Raw genomic sequence first — 23,982 nt, 5'->3', positions numbered from 1 at the left:
AGCCGTCCGGCGTGTATTACCTAAAGGGTGGCCTCGGTGATCGGGAAGAAGATCGGCGGACGGACGTACTACTACCTCGCGGAGTCCGCGCGAGTGGACGGCAAGCCGCGTGTGGTGACTCAACGTTATCTCGGTACCGCCGACGAGATCGCCCGCGCCGTCCCGGGCGGTGAACCGGCGTCGGCACGCTACCGCGCGTACGGCGACGTCGCCGCGGTGTGGGCGACGCTGCGCCGGCTCGACTTCGTCCGCCGCGTCGACGAGGTCGCCGGGCCCCAGCGCGCGAAGACCACGCTCGGGCTGACGCTGGCGATCGCGGTGCTGCACCGGGCCACCGCGCCGGACACGCCGATCGCGGACTGGTGGGCGACCGGGGCCGCCCCGGACCTGGTGCGGCCCCGGGTGTCCACAGTGGAAGGATTCTGGCGGGCGCTGGAAAGGCTGACCCCCGAACGGATCACGCGCATCGAGGAGACCGTCGCCGCCGCGGTCTTGGAGATCCTCGACGACCACGCGGCCCTCGCCGTCGACGTCCCGCAGTTCGCCGCGTTCGCTGCCGCGGACTGCACGCTGCCCTCGGCCTGCCAGAGCGTGCTCGCCGGCGTGGGCCTGCGGGTGACCCGCGACGGGGCGATCCCGCTCGGCTCGCGGCTGTACCGGCGCGACGACGGCACGGCCCCGACGTTCGCCGCGCTGACCGGCGAGCTGGGCCCGGCGACGCTCATCTTCCACACGGGCCAGGCCGCCCAGCTCGACCTGGGCTCACGCAGCGGGTTCGTCGGCTCGCTGCCGCTGACCGACCACCCCGAGCTGCTGACCCAGCCCGCGTCCGCCCGCAAGCGCGTCGACCCCGAGCGGTTCGCCGGCCTCACCGCGCTCGACACGCACGCGGTCGTCGACGGCGTCCGGCGGCGGGTCGTCCTCACGCACTCGGCGACGCTGCACGCGGCGCAGTCCCGTGCGTTCGCCGACGAGCTGGCCACCGCGACCCGCGAGCTGGACGGCCTGGCCGGCGCCCTCGCGGCGGGCACCCACCGCGGCGACCGCGCCCAGGTGCACGCCGAGATCGGCCGCGTCACTCGCGGCCGGCGCGTCGAACGCGTGCTCACCGCGGTGCTGAGCGGGAGCCGGGCCGGGGAGATCCGCCTCGAGCGGCGGATCGACACCGCCGCCGTCGCCCGCCTCGACGACGAGTTCTTCGGCAAGCAGGTGCTGGTCACCGACCGGGACTGGCCGGTCGCCGAGCTCGTCACCGCCTACCGGGCGCGCACCCACCTCGAGTCGACGTTCCGCTGGCTGACCGGGCCCGCCGTCACCGGCCCCACTCCGCGCTGGGAGTGGACGCGGCAGCGCATCGCCGCGCACGGGCTCGTCTCGGTGCTCGCCGCGACGGTGACGCACCTGATGCGGCGCGAGGCCGACCGGGCCGGGATGAACCTGTCCGTGAGCGAGCTGCTCGAGCGGCTCGCGGGCATCGGCGAGCTGGTGCTGCACTACCCGTCGACCGGCGGGCGGCCGCGGACCGGGCGCCGGCCGACCGAGCGGGACCCGGCGCAGCAGGCGCTCTTCGCCCTCTTTTAGGACTCGCGGTGGATCTGCAGCGCGGAGAAGCTCTGCACCACCGGCATCAGCTCGATGACGTTGATGTTCACGTGCTTCGGCTGGCTCGCGGCCCAGTAGACCGACTCGGCGACGTCGTCCGCGGTCAGCGGGGTGGTGCCCGCGTAGACCTTGTCGGCCTTGCTCTGGTCGCCGTCGAAGCGGACCTTCGAGAAGTCCGTGCCGCCGACCATGCCGGGCTCGATGTTCGTCACCCGGACGCCGGTGCCGTGCAGGTCGCTGCGCAGGTTGAGGCTGAACTGGTGGACGAACGCCTTGGTCGCGCCGTAGACGTTGCCGCCGGGGTAGGGGTAGGTGCCGGCGATCGAGCCGATGTTGAGCACGTGGCCGCGGCCGCGCTCGACCATCCCGGGCAGCAGCGCGCGCGTGACGTGGGTGAGGCCGCGGACGTTGGTCGCGATCATCTCGTCCCAGTCGGCGAGGTCGGCCTGGTGCGCGGGCTGGAGGCCCTTCGCCAGGCCGGCGTTGTTGACCAGGACGTCGACCTCGCGCCACGCCTCGGGCAGGCCGTCGATCTTCGTCTTGACCGCTTCGGGGTCGCTGACGTCGAGCTTGAGCGTGAGGACGGCGTCGCCGAGCTCCCCGGCGAGCTTCTCGAGCTTGTCCTCACTGCGCGCGACGGCGATCACCCGGGCACCCTCGGCGACGAACCGGCGGGTGATGGCGTCACCGAAGCCGGCGCTGGCGCCGGTCACGAACACGGTCTGCTGGGTCATGGCTTGGCTCCGCTTGTGGTCAGGAAGGTGCTGAGCGCTTCGTTGAACTCGGTCTCGCGCTCCAGGTTAGGCAAGTGGCCCGCGCCGTCGATCACCACCAGGGTCGAACCCCGCACTTCCCGGTGGATGCGTTCGGCGTCGTGGACCGGGGTGAACTCGTCGTCACTCCCCACTACGACCAGGGTCGGCACGTCTATGTTCCTGAGCCCGGGGGTGTAGTCCGGGCGCTCGGCGCGTCCTCTCAGTGCGGCCGCGGCGCCCTCGGCGGGAGCGTCGCGCATCATCCTTCTGACGTGCTCCTCGACGTCCGGCCTGGTCGCGCGGGTCTGTGGCGAGATCATCTTGGGGAGCAGCTCCTCGGCGTAGCGCTCCATCCCTTCCCCGGTGATCCTCGCCGCGGTGTCGATCCGGCCCTGCTTCACCTCGGGGGTGTCCAGGCCGGCGAAGGTGTCGGCCAGCAGGAGGGCGCTGACGCGGTCCGGGTGGCGGGCGACGGTCTGCATGACGATCTGGCCGCCCATGGAGAGGCCACCGAGCACGAAGCTCTCTATCCCGAGGTGATCGGCCAGCTCGACGAGGTCGTTCGCGAAGACGTCGAGGCCGGTCTTGGTCGCTTCGGTCTTGTGGGTGCCGTTCTTGTGGGTGCCGTAGCCGCGGAGGTCGGGGACGACGACGCGGTAGCCCAGCTCGGTCAGGTGCTCGACCTGGGGCCGCCACATCGAGCGGTCGAAGGGGTGGCCGTGGACGAGCAGGACGGTGGTCGCGTCCTTCGGTCCCGCGTCGTCGTGAGTGGAGGTCATGTCTTCGACGCTAGGCGGAGCTTTGCCGCGGAGCAATACGACGCAATGTACTCGGAGCAATGTTCTTTGCGTGCTCTCCTCGGCTGGTTCCCGGGATTTCCCCTGGCGCTCTCGGGGCTCCGAGGGCACACTGGGGCTCGGACGGGCTCCGTCAGGGGTTCTGACCTGCGCTGATCTTGTTAACGGACCCCCCTGTTTCGGGTAGTTTCGGGGCATGTAAAGTTCTCCAAGTCGCCAGGGAAACCGAGCGGCGGGGACACGAACCAAGCTCTCGCAAAAGCGATTGAGTGGGTGTCCCACCAAAATAGCTTGAAACAATCGCCGAGGTTGAGCCCGCCGATAACGCGGGTGATTCCAGAGTGTGTTGCTTGAGAACTCAACAGTGTGCTAGTGAACTAAGCCAGTAGAGCTTATATATAACCTCGTATGAGGTTCCTTTGAGAATGATTGAGTACATAGTCTCGATCAAACTATTCATTGTTGGAGAGTTTGATCCTGGCTCAGGACGAACGCTGGCGGCGTGCTTAACACATGCAAGTCGAACGATGAAGCCTTCGGGTGGATTAGTGGCGAACGGGTGAGTAACACGTGGGTAATCTGCCCTGCACTCTGGGATAAGCCTTGGAAACGAGGTCTAATACCGGATATCACAACGCTTCGCATGGAGTGTTGTTGAAAGTTCTGGCGGTGCAGGATGAACCCGCGGCCTATCAGCTTGTTGGTGGGGTAGTGGCCTACCAAGGCGACGACGGGTAGCCGGCCTGAGAGGGTGACCGGCCACACTGGGACTGAGACACGGCCCAGACTCCTACGGGAGGCAGCAGTGGGGAATATTGCACAATGGGCGAAAGCCTGATGCAGCGACGCCGCGTGAGGGATGACGGCCTTCGGGTTGTAAACCTCTTTCGCCAGGGACGAAGCGCAAGTGACGGTACCTGGATAAGAAGCACCGGCTAACTACGTGCCAGCAGCCGCGGTAATACGTAGGGTGCAAGCGTTGTCCGGATTTATTGGGCGTAAAGAGCTCGTAGGCGGTTTGTCGCGTCGGCTGTGAAATCTGGAGGCTTAACCTTCAGCGTGCAGTCGATACGGGCAGACTTGAGTTCGGTAGGGGAGACTGGAATTCCTGGTGTAGCGGTGAAATGCGCAGATATCAGGAGGAACACCGGTGGCGAAGGCGGGTCTCTGGGCCGATACTGACGCTGAGGAGCGAAAGCGTGGGGAGCGAACAGGATTAGATACCCTGGTAGTCCACGCTGTAAACGGTGGGTGCTAGGTGTGGGCGACATTCCACGTTGTCCGTGCCGTAGCTAACGCATTAAGCACCCCGCCTGGGGAGTACGGCCGCAAGGCTAAAACTCAAAGGAATTGACGGGGGCCCGCACAAGCGGCGGAGCATGTGGATTAATTCGATGCAACGCGAAGAACCTTACCTGGGCTTGACATGCGCCAGACATCCCCAGAGATGGGGCTTCCCTTGTGGTTGGTGTACAGGTGGTGCATGGCTGTCGTCAGCTCGTGTCGTGAGATGTTGGGTTAAGTCCCGCAACGAGCGCAACCCTTATCCTACGTTGCCAGCGCGTTATGGCGGGGACTCGTGGGAGACTGCCGGGGTCAACTCGGAGGAAGGTGGGGATGACGTCAAGTCATCATGCCCCTTATGTCCAGGGCTTCACACATGCTACAATGGCTGGTACAGAGGGCTGCGATACCGCGAGGTGGAGCGAATCCCTTAAAGCCGGTCTCAGTTCGGATCGCAGTCTGCAACTCGACTGCGTGAAGTCGGAGTCGCTAGTAATCGCAGATCAGCAACGCTGCGGTGAATACGTTCCCGGGCCTTGTACACACCGCCCGTCACGTCATGAAAGTCGGTAACACCCGAAGCCCATGGCCCAACCCCTCGGGGAGGGAGTGGTCGAAGGTGGGACTGGCGATTGGGACGAAGTCGTAACAAGGTAGCCGTACCGGAAGGTGCGGCTGGATCACCTCCTTTCTAAGGAGCACAACACATCCACGTTCCCGGGATACCCGGACCAAGAGCGTGGGGTGGGCACGGTTTAACACTCGAATGCAGTGTTGCCGGGCTTGCTCAAGGAATTGTGGAACTACTGGTTATGGTCACTCTTGGTTGGCAATGCCTCCTCTAGTACTGGTCCGCAAGGATCGTGGAACGGGTAGCCGGCGCCTCGGAGGGTGATTGTTTGCTATGCACACTGTTGGGTCCTGAGGCAACACGCCTTAGGGCTTACACAGCCTGGGAATGTGGTTTGTTTCTGGTGTGGTGTTTGAGAACTGTAGAGTGGATGCGAGCATCTTTGTGGTCAAGTTGTTAAGGGCACATGGTGGATGTCTTGGCTTCAGGAGCCGATGAAGGACGTAGGAGGCTGCGATAAGCCTCGGGGAGCTGTCAACCGAGCTGTGATCCGAGGATTTCCGAATGGGGAAACCCAGCACCAGTGATGTGGTGTTACCCGCACCTGAATATATAGGGTGTGTGGAGGGAACGCGGGGAAGTGAAACATCTCAGTACCCGTAGGAAGAGAAAACAACCGTGATTCCGTGAGTAGTGGCGAGCGAAAGCGGAAGAGGCTAAACCGATTGCATGTGATACCTGTCAGGGGTTGTGTAGTCGGTGTTGTGGGACCCGCCTTGAAGGAACTGACATTTCTTCGGAATTGACGCATGGGTTAGTGGAACGCCTTGGGATGGGCGGCCGGAGTGGGTGAGAGCCCCGTACGCGAAAACTTGTGTTGTTGTTCTTGGTGGTGTTCCCGAGTAGCAGCGAGCTCGTGGAATTTGCTGTGAATCTGCCGGGACCACCCGGTAAGCCTAAATACTTCCTGAAGACCGATAGCGGACTAGTACCGTGAGGGAAAGATGAAAAGTACCCCGGGAGGGGAGTGAAAGAGTACCTGAAACCGTGTGCCTACAAGCCGTCAGAGCTGTAATGGTGATGGCGTGCCTTTTGAAGAATGAGCCTGCGAGTTAGTGCTGCGTGGCGAGGTTAACCCGTGTGGGGTAGCCGTAGCGAAAGCGAGTCTGAATAGGGCGAATGAGTCGCGTGGTCTAGACCCGAAGCGGAGTGATCTACCCATGGCCAGGGTGAAGCGACGGTAAGACGTCGTGGAGGCCCGAACCCACTTAGGTTGAAAACTGAGGGGATGAGCTGTGGGTAGGGGTGAAAGGCCAATCAAACTCCGTGATAGCTGGTTCTCCCCGAAATGCATTTAGGTGCAGCGTCGCATGTTTCACCACGGGGGTAGAGCTACTGGATGGTCTAGGGGCCTTACCGGGTTACCGAAATCAACCAAACTCCGAATACCGTGGTGTGAGAGTGCGGCAGTGAGACGGCGGGGGATAAGCTTCGTCGTCGAGAGGGAAACAGCCCAGAACACCAGCTAAGGCCCCTAAGTGTGTGCTCAGTGGGAAAGGATGTGGGATTGCCCAGACAACCAGGAGGTTGGCTTAGAAGCAGCCACCCTTGAAAGAGTGCGTAATAGCTCACTGGTCAAGTGGTCCTGCGCCGACAATGTAGCGGGGCTTAAGCACACCGCCGAAGCTGTGTCATTGACACAATAGATCCACTTGGGCTCTTGAAGTCCTTGTGTAGTCGTGTTGATGGGTAGGGGAGCGTCCTGCACCCAGGGAAGCCGTGGCGGAAGCTAGCGGTGGAGGGTGTGGGAGTGAGAATGCAGGCATGAGTAGCGAATGCAGAGTGAGAAACTCTGCCGCCGGATGACCAAGGGTTCCTGGGCCAGGCTAATCCGCCCAGGGTAAGTCGGGACCTAAGGCGAGGCCGACAGGCGTAGTCGATGGACAACGGGTTGATATTCCCGTACCCGAGCATGTGCGCCCATGACGAGGCGTTTGATACTAACCACCCAAAGCCATGTCCCAAAGTCTTCGGATGGAGGGGTGTGTGTGGAGCGTGGGACCTGATTTCGTAGTAGTCAAGCGATGGGGTGACGCAGGAAGGTAGCTCCGCCAGGCGATGGTTGTCCTGGTGTAAGCGTGTAGGAGAAAGCATAGGCAAATCCGTGCTTTATATACTCTGAGACGTGATGCGTAGCCGTTTGAGGTGAAGTAGAGTGATCCTATGCTGCCGAGAAAAGCCTCTAGTGAGTGCATGCACGGCCCGTACCCCAAACCAACACAGGTGGTCAGGTAGAGAATACTAAGGCGATCGGGTGAACTGTGGTTAAGGAACTCGGCAAAATGCCCCCGTAACTTCGGGAGAAGGGGGGCCAAACATCCTGAAGTCCTTTACGGACTAGGGGTGGGTGGCCGCAGAGACCAGCGGAAAGCGACTGTTTACTAAAAACACAGGTCCATGCGAAGTCGCAAGACGATGTATATGGACTGACGCCTGCCCGGTGCTGGAACGTTAAGAGGACCGGTTAATCCCTTCGGGGGTGAAGCTGAGAATTTAAGCGCCAGTAAACGGCGGTGGTAACTATAACCATCCTAAGGTAGCGAAATTCCTTGTCGGGTAAGTTCCGACCTGCACGAATGGCGTAACGACTTTCCGGCTGTCTCAACCACAGGCCCGGCGAAATTGCACTACGAGTAAAGATGCTCGTTACGCGCGGCAGGACGGAAAGACCCCGGGACCTTTACTATAGTTTGGTATTGGTTTTCGGTTCGGCTTGTGTAGGATAGGTGGGAGACTGTGAAGCGGTGACGCTAGTTACTGTGGAGTCATTGTTGAAATACCACTCTGGTCGAATTGGGAATCTGAACCTCGGGCCATGATCTGGTTCAGGGACAGTGCCTGATGGGTAGTTTAACTGGGGCGGTTGCCTCCTAAAGAGTAACGGAGGCGCCCAAAGGTTCCCTCAGCCTGGTTGGCAATCAGGTGTTGAGTGCAAGTGCACAAGGGAGCTTGACTGTGAGACAGACATGTCGAGCAGGGACGAAAGTCGGGACTAGTGATCCGGCACCACCTGGTGGAAGGGGTGTCGCTCAACGGATAAAAGGTACCCCGGGGATAACAGGCTGATCTTGCCCAAGAGTCCATATCGACGGCATGGTTTGGCACCTCGATGTCGGCTCGTCGCATCCTGGGGCCGGAGTAGGTCCCAAGGGTTGGGCTGTTCGCCCATTAAAGCGGCACGCGAGCTGGGTTTAGAACGTCGTGAGACAGTTCGGTCCCTATCCGCCGCGCGCGTAGGATACTTGAGGAAGGCTGTCCCTAGTACGAGAGGACCGGGACGGACGAACCTCTGGTGTGCCAGTTGTCCCGCCAGGGGCATGGCTGGTTGGCCACGTTCGGAAGGGATAACCGCTGAAGGCATCTAAGCGGGAAGCCTGTTCCAAGATGAGGTATCCCACCCTTTGTGGGTTAAGGCCCCCAATAGACCATTGGGTTGATAGGCCAGATATGGAAGCACAGTAATGTGTTGTCGAGTTGACTGGTACTAATAGGCCGAGGACTTGTCTACGAAGGTGTTACGCATCCACTCTACGGTTCTGAAACACCACACGGCCCTCTGTTTTTGGGGGGTGTGGGTGTTTGATAGTGTTTCGGTGGTTTTAGCGTCAGGGAAACGCCCGGTCCCATTCCGAACCCGGAAGCTAAGCTTGACAGCGCCGATGGTACTGCAACCGAAGGGTTGTGGGAGAGTAGGACACCGCCGAACATTTCGTTGAGAAGGGCCTGGCCCGGTCGAGAACACTAGTTCTCCCGAGCCAGGCCCTTTTCTCATGCCCAAAACCAGGTGCCGCCGGCACCACAGCACCCGGTCGGCCCTCAACCGTGTCGACCCTCCCATCACACGTGTCGACTCCTGAATCACGTGTCGGCTCTCCAATCACGCGCGCCGGCTCTTGAAGCGCGTGTTGACCTTCTGATCACGCGAGTCGGCGCTTCAATCACGCGAGTTGACCCTTCACACACGCGAGTCGGCGGTCTGGTCACGTGGTGACCCATGAATCACGGGTGTCGACTGTCTGATCACGGGTGCCGACCTCTGGATCGCAGGTGGCCGGCGCTTCGATCACGGGAGCCGACAGCCTAGGTACGGGAGCTGACCGTTCGGGATGTAAGCCGACCGGCCGGGTACGTAAGCCGACTGCCTGGGTACGCGAACTGACCGGCTGAGTATGCGGGCTGACTGTTCGGGTGTGCGAGCTGCTCTCCGGGCGGTGCGCGAGTTCCGGTGTCAATCACGCGAGTTCCGGCTTCACTCACGCGAGACCCGTCTGGAATCACGTAGATCCCGGCCGTATCACACGATTCCCGCCCGGGATCACGCGAGATCCGTGCGGGATCACGTGAGTTGCGGCTCCGATCACCGCAGCGCCCTGCTTCCGGCCTCACAATCCGGGTGATGTCCGATCCGAGTGATGCCCGCCGGAGCACAGGTGATGCCCGCGGATCACGCGAGATACCCCGCCAGTCACGGCTGAAGCCTCCCCGCAGGTTGTCGATGCCCCTATCGGCTACGCGTGCGGCCTGTGTAGCTGTCGAGCCGGCTACGACGGCTGCCATCCCTGAGTACGTGGCGGCCGGGAGCATCGCCCGGCTGGCTGACTGGGTTCCGCGCTGGCGACGGATCAACGGGTGATTGGGCGACTGAGTCCCGCTGCGGTGGCGGATCGCCGAGTGGCTGGCCGATAGGGGGTCTCGCGCCGGCGGCGGGATCCCTGGCTGCTACTCGGCTGTAGCGACTGGCTCACCGGGCTGGCCGCGGATAGAGCCTGGCTCGGGCTACGGCTGCTGGCTTACGGACTCGTCGCAGAGGGGGCTATGGCTGCTGGCCCACGGACTTCGTCGCGAGTGGGGGCTGCAGCGGCTGGCTCACCAGACTTGGCCCGGATGGGGGCTGAACCGCGGCCTGCGTGATCAGCGACGTACCCGTGTGAGCTCTCGGGGCATGACTTGCGAAGCGAGCACAAAAGAAAGGGGCCGGGAGCGAAAGCTCCCGGCCCCTGACCAAAACAACCGCAGTTACTTCACCGCCGAGCCGGCTTGCCAGTCTGCCCAGGACTTGGACCAGTCGCCGTACAGGTCCCAGACTGGGAGCTGGGGGCCGCCCGAGTTGGTTACCTCTACTACGTCGCCCAGGCCCAGGTTCTGGAAGAACCACTGGGCGTTTGCGGCATTCAAGTTGATGCAGCCGTGGGAGACGTTCGAGCTTCCCTGCTGGCCCACGCTGTTCGGGTTCTCGTGGACGAACTCGCCGTCGTTCGAAATGCGCTGTGAGAACTTCTCGTTGGAGCGGTACGCCTTCGGGTCGGGCGGGCAGACGCCGTACGTGCACGAGTCCATCGTGTAGTTGGCCTGCTTGTCCGAAATGATGTGCGCGCCCAAATGCGTCGGCGTCGCGTCCTTGCCCATCGAGATGGGCATGGCCTTCACCATCGCGCCGTTGTGGAAGATCTGCATCTGCTCGGTGTTCCCGTCCGCTTTCGCGATCCAGGAATCGTGCACCTTGTACGTCTCCGTACGATCCTCGGCACCGAAGACGCCGTTTCCGAAATCGACGCCGTAGATCTTCGCCGTGACCTTCAGCGTGGTGCCGGCCTTCCAGTACTCCTTCGGCCGGTAGTGGACGTTCGAGTCGTCGATCCAGTACCAGCTGCCCTCCTGCTTCGGCGTCGACTCCACCGTGAGGGCCTTCTCGACGTCCGCCTTGTTCTTGACGGCGATCTTGCCGAAGCTGAAGACGATCGGCTGCCCGACACCGACACCCGTGCTCGCCACCGCGGACGGCGCCGGGATCAGGTTGGCGTTGGCCTGCTTCTTCGGGGCGATCGTGCTGATCTGGTTGTCCTGCTCGATCGGCTTCCCGTCGGCGCCCTGGGCGTGCGCGACGATCTTGTACGTCGCGCCGTAGCCGAGCGGTTCGCTGGACGTCCAGCTGAGGGAGTCCGTCGCCAGCTTGCCGGCCACCGGCTTCCCCTTCGCCGTGTTGGTGATCGTGACGTCGATGAGCTTCCCGTTGGCCGCCTTGACGACGACGGGGGTCGCGGGGTTCACGTTGGCGCCGCCCGCCGGCTCGAACGTCACCGCCACCGGGTTCGCGGATGGCGCCTCGGATCCGGACGTCGGCGCCCCGCCGGTGGGCGAACCACCGTCGTCACCGGACGAGCAGGCGGAAAGCAGCAGTGCTCCGGCGAGAATCCCGGCCACCGAAAGTAAAGTCTTCTTGGGGAGCATATTGTCTCTTTTTGGGAAATTGGGATCGGCGGGCATTACCATCAAAACTACGCGATAGCGATGACGTCCTTCCGACCGGATCGGTGCATCGTCGTGACGTGGATCACGTGACGACCAGACCAGGGGCGCCGTAAAGCCCCGCACCGGACACCGAAATCCCGTCGAGGAACTCCCGCGCCGCGTCGTAGGCCTCGGTGGCCAGCGCGTCCGTGTGACCGAAGTCCAGCGGGTTCACCCGTGCGGGTGCCGGCCCGGGCAGGTACACCACCGGCACCCGGGACGCCGCGAGGGGCGCCTCCAGCACGGCCTGGTTCCGCATGCTGATCATCGCGGTGAACATCATCACCTCGGCGAACGTCCGCGGCGCGCTCGGCAGCTTCCCGGGGAACGCGCAGTCGAACACCACCAGCGACTGCGCACCCATCGCCAGCGCCTGCCGCATCGGGACGTTCGCGACGAGCCCGCCGTCGTAGAGCAACCGCCCCTCGTGCTCGACCGGCGGGAAGATCCCCGGGATCGCGCAGCTGGCCAGCAGCGGCGTCAGCAGGGGTCCGGACCGGATCAGCAGCGGCTCGGCCGTGTCGACCTGCGTGGTGACGACGCCCAGCGGCAGCGCCAGGTCCTCGAACCGGCGCCCGGCGCCGACGTGCTCGTCGATGATCTTCGTCAGGCCGCGGTTGGTGAACAGGTGCGTCTTGCTCTGCGTCAGCGTCCGGACGCGGCTGAACACACCGCCGGGGAACGCCTCGTCCCGCGTCATGTGCGCCCAGATGCCACGCAGCCGCTCGATCGGGTCGTCGCGGGTCAGGGCCAGCACGGCCGCGTTGAGCGAGCCGACCGACGTGCCGACCGCGAGGTCCGGGGTGATCCCGGCCTCGGCGACCGCGCGCAGCATGCCGACCTGCATCGCGCCGAGACTGCCGCCACCACCGAGGACGAAGCCGACCGGCCGGGGAAGATCCGCGAAACTCATACCGCCGAATGTAGTAAGCCCGACTTTCGCAGGTCGTGCCGGCCGTGAAGCCGGCGTTAACCTGCTGGACGTGGCCGAGCTGGAACTGCGCCATCTCCGGGCCGTCCGCGCCGTCGCCGACGGCGGCAGTGTGAGCCGCGCGGCCACCGTGCTGGGCGTCAGCCAGCCTGCCCTCACCGCCCAGCTCAAGCGCATCGAACGCATCCTCGGCGGCGACCTGTTCGTCCGCGAGCCCAGCGGCGTGCGCCCGACCGAGCTCGGCCGGTTCGTGCTCGCCCGCGCCGACGCCCTGCTGTCCGACATGCAGGCCCTCGTCGCGACCGCCCGGCGGCACGGCGAGAGCGTCGCGGAAACCCTGAAGATCGGGTACGTGCCGCTGCTCATCATCGGCCGGTTCATCGAAGAGCTGGGGAAGACGCTCGACGTCCAGACGTACGCCGAGCCGGCGTCGCTGACCCTGCTGAAGCTGCTTTCGACCGGCCGGGTGGACGTCGCGCTGCTCGAACGGTTCGACGGCACCGAGCCGCACCACTACGCCGGGCTGACCGTGCGGACGCTGGCCACCGAGCCGATCTTCGTCGGGATCGCGCAGGGCCACCCGGCCATCCGCGGCGGCGTCGTCGACCTCGCCGATCTGGCCGGCGTCGACTGGATCCTGCCGCCACCGCACGAGAACTGCGTGCGCGTGCGGTTCCTGCAGGCCTGCGCGGCCGCCGGGTTCACGCCGCGGGTGCGGCACTTCACGTCCGAGGCGGGTACCGCCGGGACGCTGATCGCGCAGGGGGCGGTGTGCCTCGCGCAGGCCGCGTCCGCTCCGCCGCCCGGGCTGCTCGCGTTGCCGCTCGCCGGGGACCCGCTGTGGACCACGCTGCTGTTCGCGACACGGGAGGACGACGCCCGCACGCCGGCGACCGACGAGGTGTTCCGCTGCGCCGAGGTCGCCTACGTCGCGTCGCGGCAGCGGAACCCGCACTTCGCGCGGTGGTGCCGCCAGCATCCGGAGGAACCGGGCGAACGGTTGGTCTCCGCCCGATAGGCGGCATAACGCCGGTGTTATCCCCGCTGGGATTACTGCCCGGCGCGGCAACGGGAGACGCTCACGAAGTCCCCACCTGTTGCCGACAAGGAGCAACGAATGCACCTCAGACGATCACTGGCGATCGGCGTGCTGTGCGTCGCGCTGGCCGGCTTGTTCTCCCCGCCCGCGACGGCCGCCCCACGGGCCGCCACCACCCTGGCCATCAGCCAGCTCGTGCAGGAACAGAACCAGTGGTGCTGGGCCGCGAGCGGCCTGACCATCGCGCGGTTCCTGGGCTACGGCTCGAACGTCAGCCAGAACACGTTCTGCGACTACTCCCGCGGCTACCCGGCCGGTTCGCAGTGCCCCAACCAGGCCGGCGAGCTGACGTACGTGCAGCGCGGCTACCAGGCGCTCGGGCTGCGGCCCGGCACCGTGACCAGCGCGCTGAGCTTCGCGGCTGTGCAGAGCGAGATCACCGCGCGGCGCCCGGTCGAGACGGGCATCTACTGGACGGCCGGCGGCGGCCACGCCCAGGTGATCTACGGCTACGACGCGAGCGGGCTCGTCTACTACGGCGACCCGTGGCCGAGCAGCCAGCGCTACAGCGCGATGGCGCACTCGAGCTACGTGCGCAACGGGCAGTTCCAGTGGGCCCAGTCCCTCTACCGGATCGGGGCGTGACATGAACCTCTACCGCGGACTCGTCACCCTCCTCGCCGGCTCCGCCCTGGTGCTCGGCTTCGGCGGCACGGCTTCGGCTTCGGAACCGTCCGGCACCGACGTCACGGCGGCCAAGCAGGCGCTCGCCTCGGCGGACACGACGGCGAAGCTGTCGTCGTTCTTCGGCCAGCTCGACCAGCGTTCCGGCGTCGCGCGGGCCGACGCGGAGCAGGCGCCGCGCGTCACCGGTGAGCCGTTGCGCGTCTACTCGCTCGACCCCGCGTTCGTCGCCGGGACGCCGGACGCGCAGCCGGCGGCGTTCGCGTACTTCGCCGTGCGGACGCAGGCGTCGACGGGCCGGCAGGCGACGGTCTGGCTCACCCCGGAGGCGTCGGGCTGGGCGGCGACCAACTTCACCACCGGCACCGAGGAGGTGACCTACCCGGCGCAGGCGGGTGCGGACGTCGTGTTCACCGAGCCGCAGGTCAACGCCTGGTACCGGATCCGCGACGGCCGGGTGCTGCCGCTCAACGACCCGGCCCGCTCGCGGGTCGGCGACGGTGTCGCGGTGCCGGCGTACCAGCAGCTGGTGCACCGGTTGTACGGCGACAAGCTGCCCGGTTCGGCGTACCGGGCGCAGGGCAAGCTCGGCGGCTACGACCTCGCCGCCACCCCCGTTCCGGCGCCGTCCGTGCCGGGCACCGGTTCCTGGCCGTTCGTCGCCGGTGGGGCGCTGTTGGCGCTCGGCTTGATCGGCTGGGCCACCGGCAAGGCGACGCGCGCCCGTCGCTGACGCCGGGAGGGTGCGGCCTGGCGTCTCGGGCCGCACCCTCGTGGACCCGGCTCTCACGCCGTGAGGGGCACCTTCAGGGCGTTAAAGGCCGTGAGGGTGCCCTTCAGGGCTTTCCGCTTCAGGGAACGCGCTCGGACTCCGGTTCGGCGGCCGCGAGCGTCTTGCGCTTCTTCAAGCGCAGCAAGAAGAACACCGCGACCGCCGCCAGCACGCCGATCACGATCAAGCCGCCCGTGTTCAACGCGCCTTCGATGCGCTTCGCCGCTTCGCCCAGGGCGGCGCCGATGCTGATGTGGACCAGCGACCAGCAGAACGCGCCCGCCGCGGCCGCCGGCAGGAACCGGCGGAACGGCAGGCCGGACGTCCCCGCCGCGGCCGGTGTCAGCGTGCGGATCACCGGCAGGAACCTCGCGAAGAACACCGCCCACGCGCCCCGGCGTTCCAGGACCGACGTGGCCTTGTCCCAGGCTTCGAGGCCGTACTTGCGGATCAGCTTCGTCTCGCGCAGCCGGGGTCCGAAGCGGCGGCCGATGACGTAGCCGAGGGCGTCGCCCGCTGTCGCGCACAGCGTGACGACCGTCCACAGTGCCAGGAAGCGGGCGACCGTGTTCGCGGTCGTCGCGGCGATGAGCAGGCCGGATTCGCCCGGGGCCAGGAAACCCAGGCCGATCGTGCACTCGGCGAAGACCAGTCCGCCGGTCGCCGCGACGAGCCCCGGTTCCGGGAGTCCTTGCAACCAGCTGAGGAGATCCGAAACCAGGGCCATGCGCGCCACTTTACCGATCCTTTAAGGTCGGTGGTGTGGCGTCGGTCACCGCGCCAGCAGCGACGCGGCTTCCTGGGCGGCGGGGCCTTCGACCGCGAGGTGCTGCAGGTTCTCCGGCAGGACCTCACCACGGTGGGCCTTGGTCTGGGCGTAAAGACGTCCCGCGCGGTACGACGACCGCACGAGCGGCCCCGCCATCACGCCCGCGAAGCCCATCGCCTCGGCGGCGTTCGAGTGCTCCACGAACTCCTCCGGCTTCACCCACCGGTCCACCGGGTGGTGCCGCGGCGAAGGCCGCAGGTACTGCGTGATCGTCAGGATCTCGCAGCCCGCGTCGACCAGGTCCTGCATCGCCGGGGCGACCTCGTCGGGCGTCTCGCCCATGCCGAGGATCAGGTTCGACTTCGTCACCAGACCGGCTTCGCGTGCGGCCGTGATGACGTCGAGGGAGCGCACGTAACGGAAGCCGGGACGGATGCGCTTGAAGATCCGCGGGACCGTTTCGACGTTGTGGGCCAGCACTTCCGGCCGCGAGCCGAAGACCTCGGCCAGCTGCTCCGGGTCCGCGTTGAAGTCCGGGATCAGCAGTTCGACACCGGTACCCGGGTTCAGCGAGTGGATCTGGCGCACGGTCTCGGCGTACAGCCAGGCCCCACCATCGGCGAGGTCGTCACGAGCGACGCCGGTGATCGTCGAGTACCGCAGGCCCATGGCCTGGACGGACTCCGCGACCTTCCGCGGCTCCGTCCGGTCCAGCTCGGCCGGTTTACCCGTGTCGATCTGACAGAAATCACACCGGCGGGTGCATTGGTCGCCGCCGATGAGGAACGTGGCTTCGCGGTCTTCCCAGCACTCGTAGATGTTGGGACAGCCCGCTTCTTCGCAGACGGTGTGCAGACCCTCGCGGCGCACGAGGCCCTTGAGTTCGGTGAACTCCGGGCCCATCCGCACTCGCGTCTTGATCCACGGCGGCTTCTTCTCGATCGGCGTTTCGCTGTTGCGGACTTCGAGACGCAGCAGCTTCCGGCCTTCAGGCGCAGCACTCACGGGATCAAGCGTACGCCCGCCGCACAGGCCGTTCCGCCTACGCGGGGTCGGGCGTGACGCCGGTCAACTTCGCGGTGAGGTCCCACAACGCGGCCCCCAGCGCCTCGCTGCGCGCGGGCGTCAGCGGGTTCACCTTCACGGGGTGACCCCGCAGGCCGCCGACGCCGCGCGGGCCGATGTATTCGCCGCCTTCGATGCCGTCCGCGGTGGCCGCGTACAGCTGGGGGAGCGCGCCCATGCGGGGGCCCTGGGCCAGCAGGATCTCGCCGAGCCGGTTGCCGCCGCCGATCACGGCGCGCAGCACCGGGTTCCGGTAGGAGCGGGCCATGCCCTGGCCGAGGCCGGTCCACGTGTAACCCGGGTGGGCGGCGACGCTGAGGACGTCGTCGCCGGCGGCACGCAGCCGGCGGTTCAGGTCGAGCGCGAACACCTGATTGGCCAGCTTCGACTGGCCGTAGGCGGCGCCCGGGTTGTAGCGGCGGTGCTCGAAGTTCGGGTCGGCGACGTCGATGCGCGCGCCGGTCGCGGCGACACTCGAAAGTGTGACGACGCGGGCGCCGCTGCCGCCGCGCAACGCGGGCAGCAGCAGCCAGGTCAGCGCCGCGTGCCCGAGGTGGTTGGTGCCGAACTGGGTCTCGAAGCCGTCGGCGGTCTTGCCGCGTGGCGTCATCATCAGCCCGGCGTTGTTGATCAGCAGGTCCAGCCGGTCGCCGGTGCGTTCCCGCACCGATGCGGCGGCTTCGCGCACCGAAGCGAGGTCGGCCAGGTCCAGCTTGACGAGCTCGGGTGCGGCGCCCGAGGCGGCCGCGCGCACCTGCTCGAGGGCTTTCGCGCCGCGTTCGGCGGAGCGGCACGCGAGGAGCACGCGGGCCCCCTTGCCCGCGAGCACCTCGGCCGTGCGGAGGCCGAGGCCGGAGTTCGCGCCGGTGACCACCGCGGTGCGGCCGGTCTGGTCGGCGATGTCGGCTTCGGCCCAACGCTCAGTCATGCGCTTACTTAACCGTGGTTACGCGCTTGGCGCGAGCAGGCGCCGCAAGCCGCTCATCATCGGGCGGCGCGGGCAGTGGGACTGCTCACGGCTCGTGCGCAGCAGCGCCTCGAGCGTGTGGCCCACCTTGGTGATCTCGTCGGCCGGCTCACGCGGGTCGGCCAGCCCCGAGGTGACGGCGAGCATCCGCAGCTCACCCTCGTGCATGCGGCGCAGCGACGCGTGGCGCTCGAGCCCGCCGTCGAGCACCGCGCGCAGCGTCTCGTGCTCGTCGACGGTGGCGCGCCAGGCGCGGGTGACGGCGTCGACGTGGTCGCCGAAGCCGTCGGCGTCGTCCGGGTCGGTGACCTCGGTGCGCAGCCGGCCGGCCAGCACCTGCGTCCACTTGTACTGCAGGGCGGCGAGGACGTTCTCCTCGCAGCCGAAGTGGTCCTCGGCTCCGGGGACCTCGTCGAGCGGCAGCGGCGCGCCCGGGTTCCGGCCCGCTTGGCGGACGGTGGCTTCGAGGATTTCCTGACGTCGGTAGAAGTCGGTCCAGCTCATGGTGTGGCTCCCCTTCCGTGGCGGGGGTCATACCGCGGGTCTGCGGCATACTCCCGGTACGGACCTGACCCGGTGAACATACCATGGGTATGGAGAGGTCCTCCGGGCGTAAAGTTGTGAAGGTGGCGACAATGAGGTCCAGGCGACTCGACTACTCCGAGTCGACGCGGTCGGCGCTGGTCGACAGCGCGGTGGAACTGATCACCAAGCGCGGGTACGCGGGGACCTCGCTCGACGAGATCGCCAAGCGCGCCCGGGTGACGAAGGGCGCGCTCTACCACCACTTCAGCGGCAAGCAGGCCCTGTTCGAAGCCGCGTTCGACTCGGTCGAAAGCCTCGTCTACGACCGCCTGGACAAGATCATGAACGGCGAGGGCACCCCCTGGGAGCGGGCCCTCGGCGGCCTCAACGCGTTCATCCGCGCCTGCCTCGACCCCGCCTACCAGCGGATCGCCATCCACGAGGCGCCGGTCGTGATGGGCTGGGAACGCTGGCGCGAGGCCGAGGAACGGTGCAGCTTCGGGCTGGTGCGCACGGGCCTGCAGTCGCTGATCGACGCGGGAGAGGTCGAGCCGGTGCCGGTCGAGGTCACCGCGCGGCTGCTGTTCGGCGCGCTGTCGAGCGCGGCCACCGAGATCGCCAGCTCGCCGGACCCGAAGAAGGTCGGCGCCGAGATCGAGGACGTGATCGTCCGCATGCTGGTCCGCCTGCGGCGCACCGACGGCGAAGAGGCCGCTCCGTCTATAGGCTGATCTTCGTGGACTTGAGGATCTTCACCGAGCCCCAGCAAGGGGCCAGCTACGACGACCTGCTGCGCGTCGCCAAGGCGACCGAAGCCGCCGGCTACGACGCTTTCTTCCGCAGCGACCACTACCTGAGGATGGGAGACGCCGACGGCCTGCCCGGCCCGACCGACGCGTGGATCACGCTCGCCGGCCTGGCCCGGGAGACCAGCCGGATCCGGCTCGGCACGCTCGTCACCGCGGCGACCTTCCGCCACCCCGGGCCGCTGGCCATCTCGGTGGCGCAGGTCGACCAGATGTCCGGCGGGCGGGTGGAGTTCGGCTTCGGCGCCGGCTGGTACGACGCCGAGCACGAGGCGTACGGCCTCACGCTGCCGCCGCTGAAGGAGCGCTTCGACCGCTACGCCGAGCAGCTCGAGATCATCACCGGGCTGTGGAAGACGCCGGCGGGGGAGACGTACTCCTTCACGGGCGGCCACTACACGCTGACCGACTCGCCGGCGCTGCCGAAGCCGGCCCAGTCGCCGGCCCCGCCGGTGATCATCGGCGGCTCGGGCAAGAAGCGCACACCGGCGCTGGCCGCGCGCTTCGCCGACGAGTTCAACCTGCCGTTCGCCGACCAGGAGTCCGCGGCCGCGCAGTTCGCCCGAGTCGAGGCGGCGGCGCAGGAGATCGGCCGCGACCCGAAGGAGATCCTGCGCTCGGTGGCGCTGGTCATCGGCGTCGGCCGCGACGACGCCGAGGTCGAGCGCCGGGCGTCGGCCATCGGGCGCGACGTCGCCGGGCTGCGGGAGAGCGGCCTGGCCGGCTCGCCCGCCGAGGTCGTCGACCGGATCGGGCAGTGGCGCGAGAAGACCGGGATCACCCGCGTCTACCTGCAGCTGCTGGACCTGTCCGACCTGGACCAGATCGACCTCATCGCCGCCGAGGTCGCCCCGCAGCTGGACTGAGCTTCAAAGCCGTGAAGGCCTCCTTACCGGCTCTTATGGCCGGGAAGGAGGCCTTCACGGCTTTAGTTCTGCAGGGCGAAGGTGACGCCCGCGGCCTGCGGGGCCTCGGGGCGGGGGAGCCAGCGGTCGTCGCTCACCGGCAGCTCGCCTTCGAGGGCCGCGAGGATGGCGTCGCGCGCCAGCGGCAGGACCGCTTCGACGCTGACGTCCTTCTGCAGCTCGTACGACAGCGACGTCACGCCCGCGTCGCGGATGCCGCACGGCACGATGTTGTCGAACGCGGCCAGGTCGGCGTCGCAGTTCAGCTCGAAGCCGTGCATCGTCACGCCGCGCTGGACGCGGATGCCGATCGCGGCGATCTTGCGCTCGATGCCGCGCTCGTCGGCCGGGATCCAGACGCCGCTGCGGCCTTCGACGCGGCCGGTGTGCACGCCCAGCTGGTCGCACACGTGGATCAGCGCCTCCTCGAGCCGCCGCACGTAGTGCACGACGTCGATCGGGTCGGAAAGCTTCACGATCGGGTAGCCGACCAGCTGGCCGGGGCCGTGCCAGGTGATCTTTCCGCCGCGGTCGACGTCGATCACCGGGGTGCCGTCGGTGGGCCGGTCGGCGGGCTCGGTGCGCTTCCCGGCGGTGTACACCGACGGGTGCTGCAGGAGGAGCATCGTGTCGCCGGCGGTGCCGTCGGCCCGCGCGGTGAGCGCGCTCCGCTGGAGCTCCCAGGCCTCGGCGTAGTCGATCGTGCCGAGCTCGCGGACGTCGACGGGTTCGGTGCTGGCGCGGCAGGAAATCCGGGAAGAACTCACCCGTCGAGGCTACGCCCGTCACCCGGCGGAAGCAGGCGCAAGGCGCACGCTGAGAGCAGCCCGACACCGGTCACGGCGAGCACCGCGCCGATCGTGTCGGTGACCCAGTGCACACCCAGCACGACCCGGCAGGCGGCGATCAGCACCGTGGCCACGACGACGGCCACCGCGACCCGCTTCACCAGCCGCGGCCACAGCCACGCGCACAGCAGGAGCAGGACGAACCCGGTGCTCGCCACCGACGTCACGTGGCCGCTCGGGTAGCTCAGGTCCGGGTAGTCGCGCGGGCGTTCGCGCAGGAAGATCGGCTTGAACACCAGGCTGGTCAGCCGGCAGAGCACCAGCACGACCGCCAGCCGGACGCACAGGCCGACGTGTTCGCGCCGCCGCAGCGCCAGCGCCACCAGGGCCGTGCCGAGGACGAACGGGAGCACCGGGCCGAGGACGTCGCTGCCGGCCTGGGCGACCCGGCCGAGCGGCTGGGCGTAGACGTCGTGGAGGGCGTCGGCCACGGCGACGTCGAGGGCGAGCGGCTGCCGCGCGACGCTCAGCCCGAGCAGGACGAACGCGGCCGACAGCACCACGCCGACGACGAGCCAGCGCCGGATCCGAACGGTCATGCGGCGGCGAGTGCGCTGTCCAGCGTCGGGTGCCGGAACGCGTAACCGGAGCGTTCCAACGCGGCCGGGAGCGCGCGTTGCCCGAACAGGGCCATCTCCTCGCCGGCCTGGCCGAGGACGGCTTTGAGCGCGAACCCGGGCACGAACCACGGCGCGGGCCGGTGCAGCGTGCGGCCGACCGCGCGGGTGAACTCGGCGTTGGTCACCGGCGCGGGCCCGGTCAGGTTCACCGGGCCGGACAGCGAATCGTGCGTGAGGGCGTGGACGATCGCGCCGACCTCGTCGTCGAGGGCGATCCACGGCATGTACTGGCGGCCGTCGCCGAGACGCGCGCCCAGGCCGAACCGGAAGAGCGGCCGCAGCGTGCCGTAGAGCCCGCCCCTGGCCGACAGCACCAGCCCGGTCCGGATGTGGACGACCCGCGCGTCACGCGCCGCCGCCGTCGCGGCTTCCCACTCCGCGCACAGCTCGGCCAGGAACCCTTGCCCCCGCGGCGAGTTCTCGTCCACAGTGGATGGTCCGGGGTTGCCGTAGTACCCCACGGCGGAGGCGTTGACCAGCACGCCGACGCCGTGTTCGGCGACGGCTTCGGCGAGCACCTCGGTCGGTTCGACGCGGCTGTCGGTCAGCTGCTGCTTGCGCATCGCGCTCCAGCGGCCGGGAAACAGCGGCTTGCCACCCAGGTTCACGACGGCGTCGACACCCTCGAAGGCACCGTCGGTGATGGTGCCGGCGGGCGGGTCCCAGCGGTGTTCGCCCGCCGCCCGGGTTTCGCGCCGCACCAGCGTGCGGACGTCGTGGCCGTCGCGCCGCAGGCGGTCGCCCAGCGCCGACCCGATCAAGCCGCTCGCTCCGGCGATGAGTACTCGCATGGGTCGATCGTGGCCCATCGGGGTCCGCCCCGCACTCCGGGTCCCGCGGAAATGGCGAAGGCCGCCACGGGAGTTCCGTGGCGGCCTTCGTCCTGCTTGAGTCAGAGACCGAGCTCGTCCTCGAAGTTGCCCTCTTCCAGACGCTGCTTGATCGTCATCAGGAAGCGGCCCGCGTCGGCCCCGTCCACCAGGCGGTGGTCGTAGGTCAGCGGGAGGTACGCCATCGAGCGGATGGCGATCGTGTCGTTGCCGTCGGCGTCCGTGGCGACGATCGGGCGCTTGACGACCGCGCCGGTGCCGAGGATGCCCGACTGCGGCTGCACGATGATCGGCGTGTCGAACAGGGCGCCGACGCTGCCGATGTTGGTGATGGAGAACGTGCCACCGGACAGCTCGTCGGGCTTGATCTGGTTGGCCCGCGCCCGGCCCGCCAGGTCGGCGATGCGGTGCGCGATACCGGCCAGGCTCAGCTCACCGGCGTCGTGGATCACGACCGAGAGCAGGCCGCGCTCGGTGTCCACCGCGATGCCCAGGTGCACGGCGCCGTGGTAGGTGATCTCCTTCGTGTCCTCGTTGTAGGACGCGTTGACGTTCGCGTGCTGCTTCAGCGCCTCGACGGTCGCCTTCGCGAAGAACGGCAGGAACGTCAGGTTGACGCCCTCGCGCTCCTTGAAGGCACCCTTCGCCCGCTGGCGCAGCTTGGCGATCTTGGTCACGTCCACTTCCTGGACCTGCGTGAGCTGCGCGGCGATCTGCAGCGACTCGCGGGTCTTGGTGGCCGTGATCTGCCGGATCCGGCTGGCCTTCTGCACGGTGCCGCGCAGCGCCTGGACCTCCGGGGAGACCGCGGTGGACGTCGCACGCGGAGCGGCCGGGGCCGACGCCGCGGGAGCCTGCGCGGCCGGAGCGGCGGCAGCCGGGGCCGGAGCGGCCGCGGCCTTCTGCTTCTCCTCGGCCGCGGCCAGGACGTCCTGCTTGCGGATCCGGCCGCCGACACCGCTGCCGGTCAGGCTCGACAGGTCGATGCCGTGCTCCGACGCCAGCTTGCGCACCAGCGGCGTGACGTACGGGCCGTCCGCCGAGCTTTCCTTCGCCGCGGCGGGAGCGGGCTCGGCCTTCGGCTCGGGCTTCGGTTCCGGCTTGCTCTCCTGGACCGGCTCGGGCTTGGGCTCCGGCTTCGGTTCGGGCTTCGGTTCCGGCTTGGACTCCTGGACCGGCTCCGGCTTGGACTCCGCCTTCGGCGCGGCACCCGCGGCGCCGATCACGGCCAGGACGCCGCCGACCTCGACGGTCTCGTCCTCGCCCGCGCGGATCTCCAGCACCGTGCCGGCGACCGGCGACGGCACCTCGGTGTCGACCTTGTCGGTGGAGATCTCGAGCAGCGGCTCGTCGACCTCGACCGAGTCGCCGACCTGCTTCAGCCAGCGCGTGACGGTGCCTTCGGTGACGCTCTCGCCCAGCTCGGGCAGCTTCACCTCGGTGCCTTCGCCGTCGGCGGCCGGCGCGGTGTCCGGCTTGCTCGGGGCGCTGTCCTGTGCGCTTTCCCGGGCCTGCGGCTCAGGGGCGGACTCGGGCTCGGGCTCGGGTTCCGGCTCGGACTTCTGCTCTTCCTGCGCGGGGGCGGAAGACTCGGGCGCGCCGCCGGAACCGTCGTCGATCACGGCCAGCTCGGCGCCGACCTCGACGGTCTCGTCTTCGGCGGCACTGATCTTCACGACCGTGCCCGCCACCGGGGAGGGCACCTCGGTGTCGACCTTGTCGGTCGAGATCTCGAGCAACGGCTCGTCGACCTCGACGGTGTCACCTTCCTGCTTGAGCCACCGGGTGACGGTGCCTTCGGTGACGCTCTCCCCGAGCTCCGGCAATGTGACGGAGTAGGCCATCGTTCGCTGACTCCTCTTTC

The 23,982-nt window shown here is 67.3% G+C and carries 18 protein-coding genes and 3 rRNA genes; 9 read left to right on the top strand and 12 right to left on the bottom strand.

The window, feature by feature from the left end:
- The first annotated feature begins 36 nt into the window (after positions 1–36).
- A complete protein-coding gene (locus tag OHS58_RS25735) occupies positions 37–1,581 on the top strand; it encodes an IS1634 family transposase (protein ID WP_326943517.1) in 1,545 nt (514 codons plus the stop codon).
- On the opposite strand, the gene OHS58_RS25730 is transcribed toward OHS58_RS25735, so the two are convergent.
- Together OHS58_RS25730 and OHS58_RS25725 are read right to left on the bottom strand one after the other, a co-directional pair.
- Positions 1,578–2,336, bottom strand: a complete 759-nt coding sequence (locus OHS58_RS25730; RefSeq protein WP_328644258.1) for an SDR family oxidoreductase — start codon at positions 2,334–2,336, stop codon at positions 1,578–1,580. The two genes, OHS58_RS25735 and OHS58_RS25730, sit on opposite strands and share 4 nt — an antisense overlap.
- The gene (locus OHS58_RS25725; protein ID WP_328644257.1) at positions 2,333–3,136 is read right to left on the bottom strand and encodes an alpha/beta fold hydrolase; all 804 of its coding nucleotides are present in this window, start codon (positions 3,134–3,136) and stop codon (positions 2,333–2,335) included. The genes OHS58_RS25730 and OHS58_RS25725 overlap by 4 nt, the downstream gene beginning before the upstream one ends.
- A gap of 477 nt (positions 3,137–3,613) precedes the next feature.
- On the opposite strand from OHS58_RS25725, the gene OHS58_RS25720 reads away from it, so the two are divergent.
- The 3 genes from OHS58_RS25720 to rrf all read left to right on the top strand — a co-directional run bounded on the left by OHS58_RS25720 (position 3,614) and on the right by rrf (position 8,775).
- Positions 3,614–5,129 (top strand): 16S ribosomal RNA (locus OHS58_RS25720).
- 326 nt (positions 5,130–5,455) lie between these two features.
- Positions 5,456–8,577: ribosomal RNA gene (locus tag OHS58_RS25715) — 23S ribosomal RNA — on the top strand.
- 81 nt (positions 8,578–8,658) lie between these two features.
- Positions 8,659–8,775 (top strand): 5S ribosomal RNA (gene rrf, locus OHS58_RS25710).
- The 16S, 23S and 5S rRNA genes sit together here, the layout of an rRNA operon.
- Before the next feature lie 1,310 nt (positions 8,776–10,085).
- On the opposite strand, the gene OHS58_RS25705 is transcribed toward rrf, so the two are convergent.
- Both OHS58_RS25705 and OHS58_RS25700 read right to left on the bottom strand, forming a co-directional pair.
- Positions 10,086–11,297, bottom strand: coding sequence for a L,D-transpeptidase (locus OHS58_RS25705; protein WP_326947294.1), 1,212 nt, complete (start codon positions 11,295–11,297; stop codon positions 10,086–10,088).
- A 103-nt stretch (positions 11,298–11,400) separates the two neighbouring features.
- A complete protein-coding gene (locus tag OHS58_RS25700) occupies positions 11,401–12,270 on the bottom strand; it encodes a patatin-like phospholipase family protein (RefSeq protein WP_328644256.1) in 870 nt (289 codons plus the stop codon).
- Positions 12,271–12,340: 70 nt separating this feature from the next.
- On the opposite strand from OHS58_RS25700, the gene OHS58_RS25695 reads away from it, so the two are divergent.
- The 3 genes from OHS58_RS25695 to OHS58_RS25685 all read left to right on the top strand — a co-directional run bounded on the left by OHS58_RS25695 (position 12,341) and on the right by OHS58_RS25685 (position 14,744).
- Positions 12,341–13,306 (top strand): LysR family transcriptional regulator, encoded by a 966-nt coding sequence (locus OHS58_RS25695; protein ID WP_326947296.1) that lies wholly within the window; start codon positions 12,341–12,343, stop codon positions 13,304–13,306.
- A gap of 99 nt (positions 13,307–13,405) precedes the next feature.
- Positions 13,406–13,972 carry a papain-like cysteine protease family protein gene (locus tag OHS58_RS25690; protein WP_328644255.1) on the top strand — a complete coding sequence of 189 codons (567 nt, stop codon included), beginning with the start codon at positions 13,406–13,408 and terminating at the stop codon, positions 13,970–13,972.
- Between the two features lies 1 nt (position 13,973).
- Positions 13,974–14,744, top strand: a complete 771-nt coding sequence (locus OHS58_RS25685; protein ID WP_328644254.1) for a hypothetical protein — start codon at positions 13,974–13,976, stop codon at positions 14,742–14,744.
- A gap of 118 nt (positions 14,745–14,862) precedes the next feature.
- On the opposite strand, the gene OHS58_RS25680 is transcribed toward OHS58_RS25685, so the two are convergent.
- The 4 genes from OHS58_RS25680 to OHS58_RS25665 are packed head-to-tail and all read right to left on the bottom strand — an operon-like array spanning position 14,863 to position 18,088.
- On the bottom strand, positions 14,863–15,510 hold the full coding sequence (locus OHS58_RS25680) for a DedA family protein (RefSeq protein ID WP_247062643.1): 648 nt from the start codon (positions 15,508–15,510) through the stop codon (positions 14,863–14,865).
- Positions 15,511–15,555: 45 nt separating this feature from the next.
- Complete coding sequence (lipA, locus tag OHS58_RS25675; RefSeq protein ID WP_328644253.1) at positions 15,556–16,557, bottom strand: lipoyl synthase; 1,002 nt, start codon at positions 16,555–16,557, stop codon at positions 15,556–15,558.
- A 37-nt stretch (positions 16,558–16,594) separates the two neighbouring features.
- Positions 16,595–17,545 (bottom strand): oxidoreductase, encoded by a 951-nt coding sequence (locus tag OHS58_RS25670; RefSeq protein ID WP_328644252.1) that lies wholly within the window; start codon positions 17,543–17,545, stop codon positions 16,595–16,597.
- Between the two features lie 18 nt (positions 17,546–17,563).
- Complete coding sequence (locus tag OHS58_RS25665) at positions 17,564–18,088, bottom strand: hypothetical protein (RefSeq protein ID WP_328644251.1); 525 nt, start codon at positions 18,086–18,088, stop codon at positions 17,564–17,566.
- Between the two features lie 131 nt (positions 18,089–18,219).
- On the opposite strand from OHS58_RS25665, the gene OHS58_RS25660 reads away from it, so the two are divergent.
- Positions 18,220–18,840: a TetR/AcrR family transcriptional regulator gene (locus OHS58_RS25660; RefSeq protein ID WP_326947303.1), complete on the top strand. Its 621-nt coding sequence runs from the start codon at positions 18,220–18,222 to the stop codon at positions 18,838–18,840.
- A 5-nt stretch (positions 18,841–18,845) separates the two neighbouring features.
- Complete coding sequence (locus tag OHS58_RS25655; protein WP_326955098.1) at positions 18,846–19,781, top strand: LLM class F420-dependent oxidoreductase; 936 nt, start codon at positions 18,846–18,848, stop codon at positions 19,779–19,781.
- A gap of 62 nt (positions 19,782–19,843) precedes the next feature.
- Here the strand turns inward: OHS58_RS25655 and lipB are convergent, their stop codons facing one another.
- From lipB to sucB, 4 genes are all read right to left on the bottom strand, one after another.
- Positions 19,844–20,587, bottom strand: a complete 744-nt coding sequence (lipB, locus tag OHS58_RS25650; protein WP_328644250.1) for a lipoyl(octanoyl) transferase LipB — start codon at positions 20,585–20,587, stop codon at positions 19,844–19,846.
- Positions 20,584–21,207 (bottom strand): phosphatase PAP2 family protein, encoded by a 624-nt coding sequence (locus OHS58_RS25645; protein WP_328644249.1) that lies wholly within the window; start codon positions 21,205–21,207, stop codon positions 20,584–20,586. Before OHS58_RS25645 ends, lipB begins: the two co-directional genes overlap by 4 nt.
- The gene (locus tag OHS58_RS25640) at positions 21,204–22,079 is read right to left on the bottom strand and encodes a TIGR01777 family oxidoreductase (protein WP_326955095.1); all 876 of its coding nucleotides are present in this window, start codon (positions 22,077–22,079) and stop codon (positions 21,204–21,206) included. Before OHS58_RS25640 ends, OHS58_RS25645 begins: the two co-directional genes overlap by 4 nt.
- 101 nt (positions 22,080–22,180) lie before the next feature.
- The gene (sucB, locus tag OHS58_RS25635; protein WP_328644248.1) at positions 22,181–23,962 is read right to left on the bottom strand and encodes a 2-oxoglutarate dehydrogenase, E2 component, dihydrolipoamide succinyltransferase; all 1,782 of its coding nucleotides are present in this window, start codon (positions 23,960–23,962) and stop codon (positions 22,181–22,183) included.
- Positions 23,963–23,982 lie beyond the last annotated feature (20 nt).

Source organism: Amycolatopsis sp. NBC_00348 (assembly GCF_036114655.1).
In the GTDB taxonomy this organism is placed as follows: domain Bacteria; phylum Actinomycetota; class Actinomycetes; order Mycobacteriales; family Pseudonocardiaceae; genus Amycolatopsis.
This window is presented reverse-complemented; position numbering and strand designations above follow the sequence as displayed.

Excerpts from the sequence above, each read along its gene's own strand:
- OHS58_RS25670 (WP_328644252.1), bottom strand. The coding sequence starts at position 17,545 with ATGACTGAGCGTTGGGCCGAAGCCGACATCGCCGACCAGACCGGCCGC.
- OHS58_RS25705 (WP_326947294.1), bottom strand. The coding sequence starts at position 11,297 with ATGCTCCCCAAGAAGACTTTACTTTCGGTGGCCGGGATTCTCGCCGGA.
- OHS58_RS25690 (WP_328644255.1), top strand. The coding sequence starts at position 13,406 with ATGCACCTCAGACGATCACTGGCGATCGGCGTGCTGTGCGTCGCGCTG.
- sucB (WP_328644248.1), bottom strand. The coding sequence starts at position 23,962 with ATGGCCTACTCCGTCACATTGCCGGAGCTCGGGGAGAGCGTCACCGAA.
- OHS58_RS25685 (WP_328644254.1), top strand. The coding sequence starts at position 13,974 with ATGAACCTCTACCGCGGACTCGTCACCCTCCTCGCCGGCTCCGCCCTG.
- OHS58_RS25640 (WP_326955095.1), bottom strand. The coding sequence starts at position 22,079 with ATGCGAGTACTCATCGCCGGAGCGAGCGGCTTGATCGGGTCGGCGCTG.
- OHS58_RS25700 (WP_328644256.1), bottom strand. The coding sequence starts at position 12,270 with ATGAGTTTCGCGGATCTTCCCCGGCCGGTCGGCTTCGTCCTCGGTGGT.
- OHS58_RS25725 (WP_328644257.1), bottom strand. The coding sequence starts at position 3,136 with ATGACCTCCACTCACGACGACGCGGGACCGAAGGACGCGACCACCGTC.
- OHS58_RS25680 (WP_247062643.1), bottom strand. The coding sequence starts at position 15,510 with ATGGCCCTGGTTTCGGATCTCCTCAGCTGGTTGCAAGGACTCCCGGAA.
- OHS58_RS25730 (WP_328644258.1), bottom strand. The coding sequence starts at position 2,336 with ATGACCCAGCAGACCGTGTTCGTGACCGGCGCCAGCGCCGGCTTCGGT.
- OHS58_RS25660 (WP_326947303.1), top strand. The coding sequence starts at position 18,220 with ATGAGGTCCAGGCGACTCGACTACTCCGAGTCGACGCGGTCGGCGCTG.
- OHS58_RS25645 (WP_328644249.1), bottom strand. The coding sequence starts at position 21,207 with ATGACCGTTCGGATCCGGCGCTGGCTCGTCGTCGGCGTGGTGCTGTCG.
- OHS58_RS25665 (WP_328644251.1), bottom strand. The coding sequence starts at position 18,088 with ATGAGCTGGACCGACTTCTACCGACGTCAGGAAATCCTCGAAGCCACC.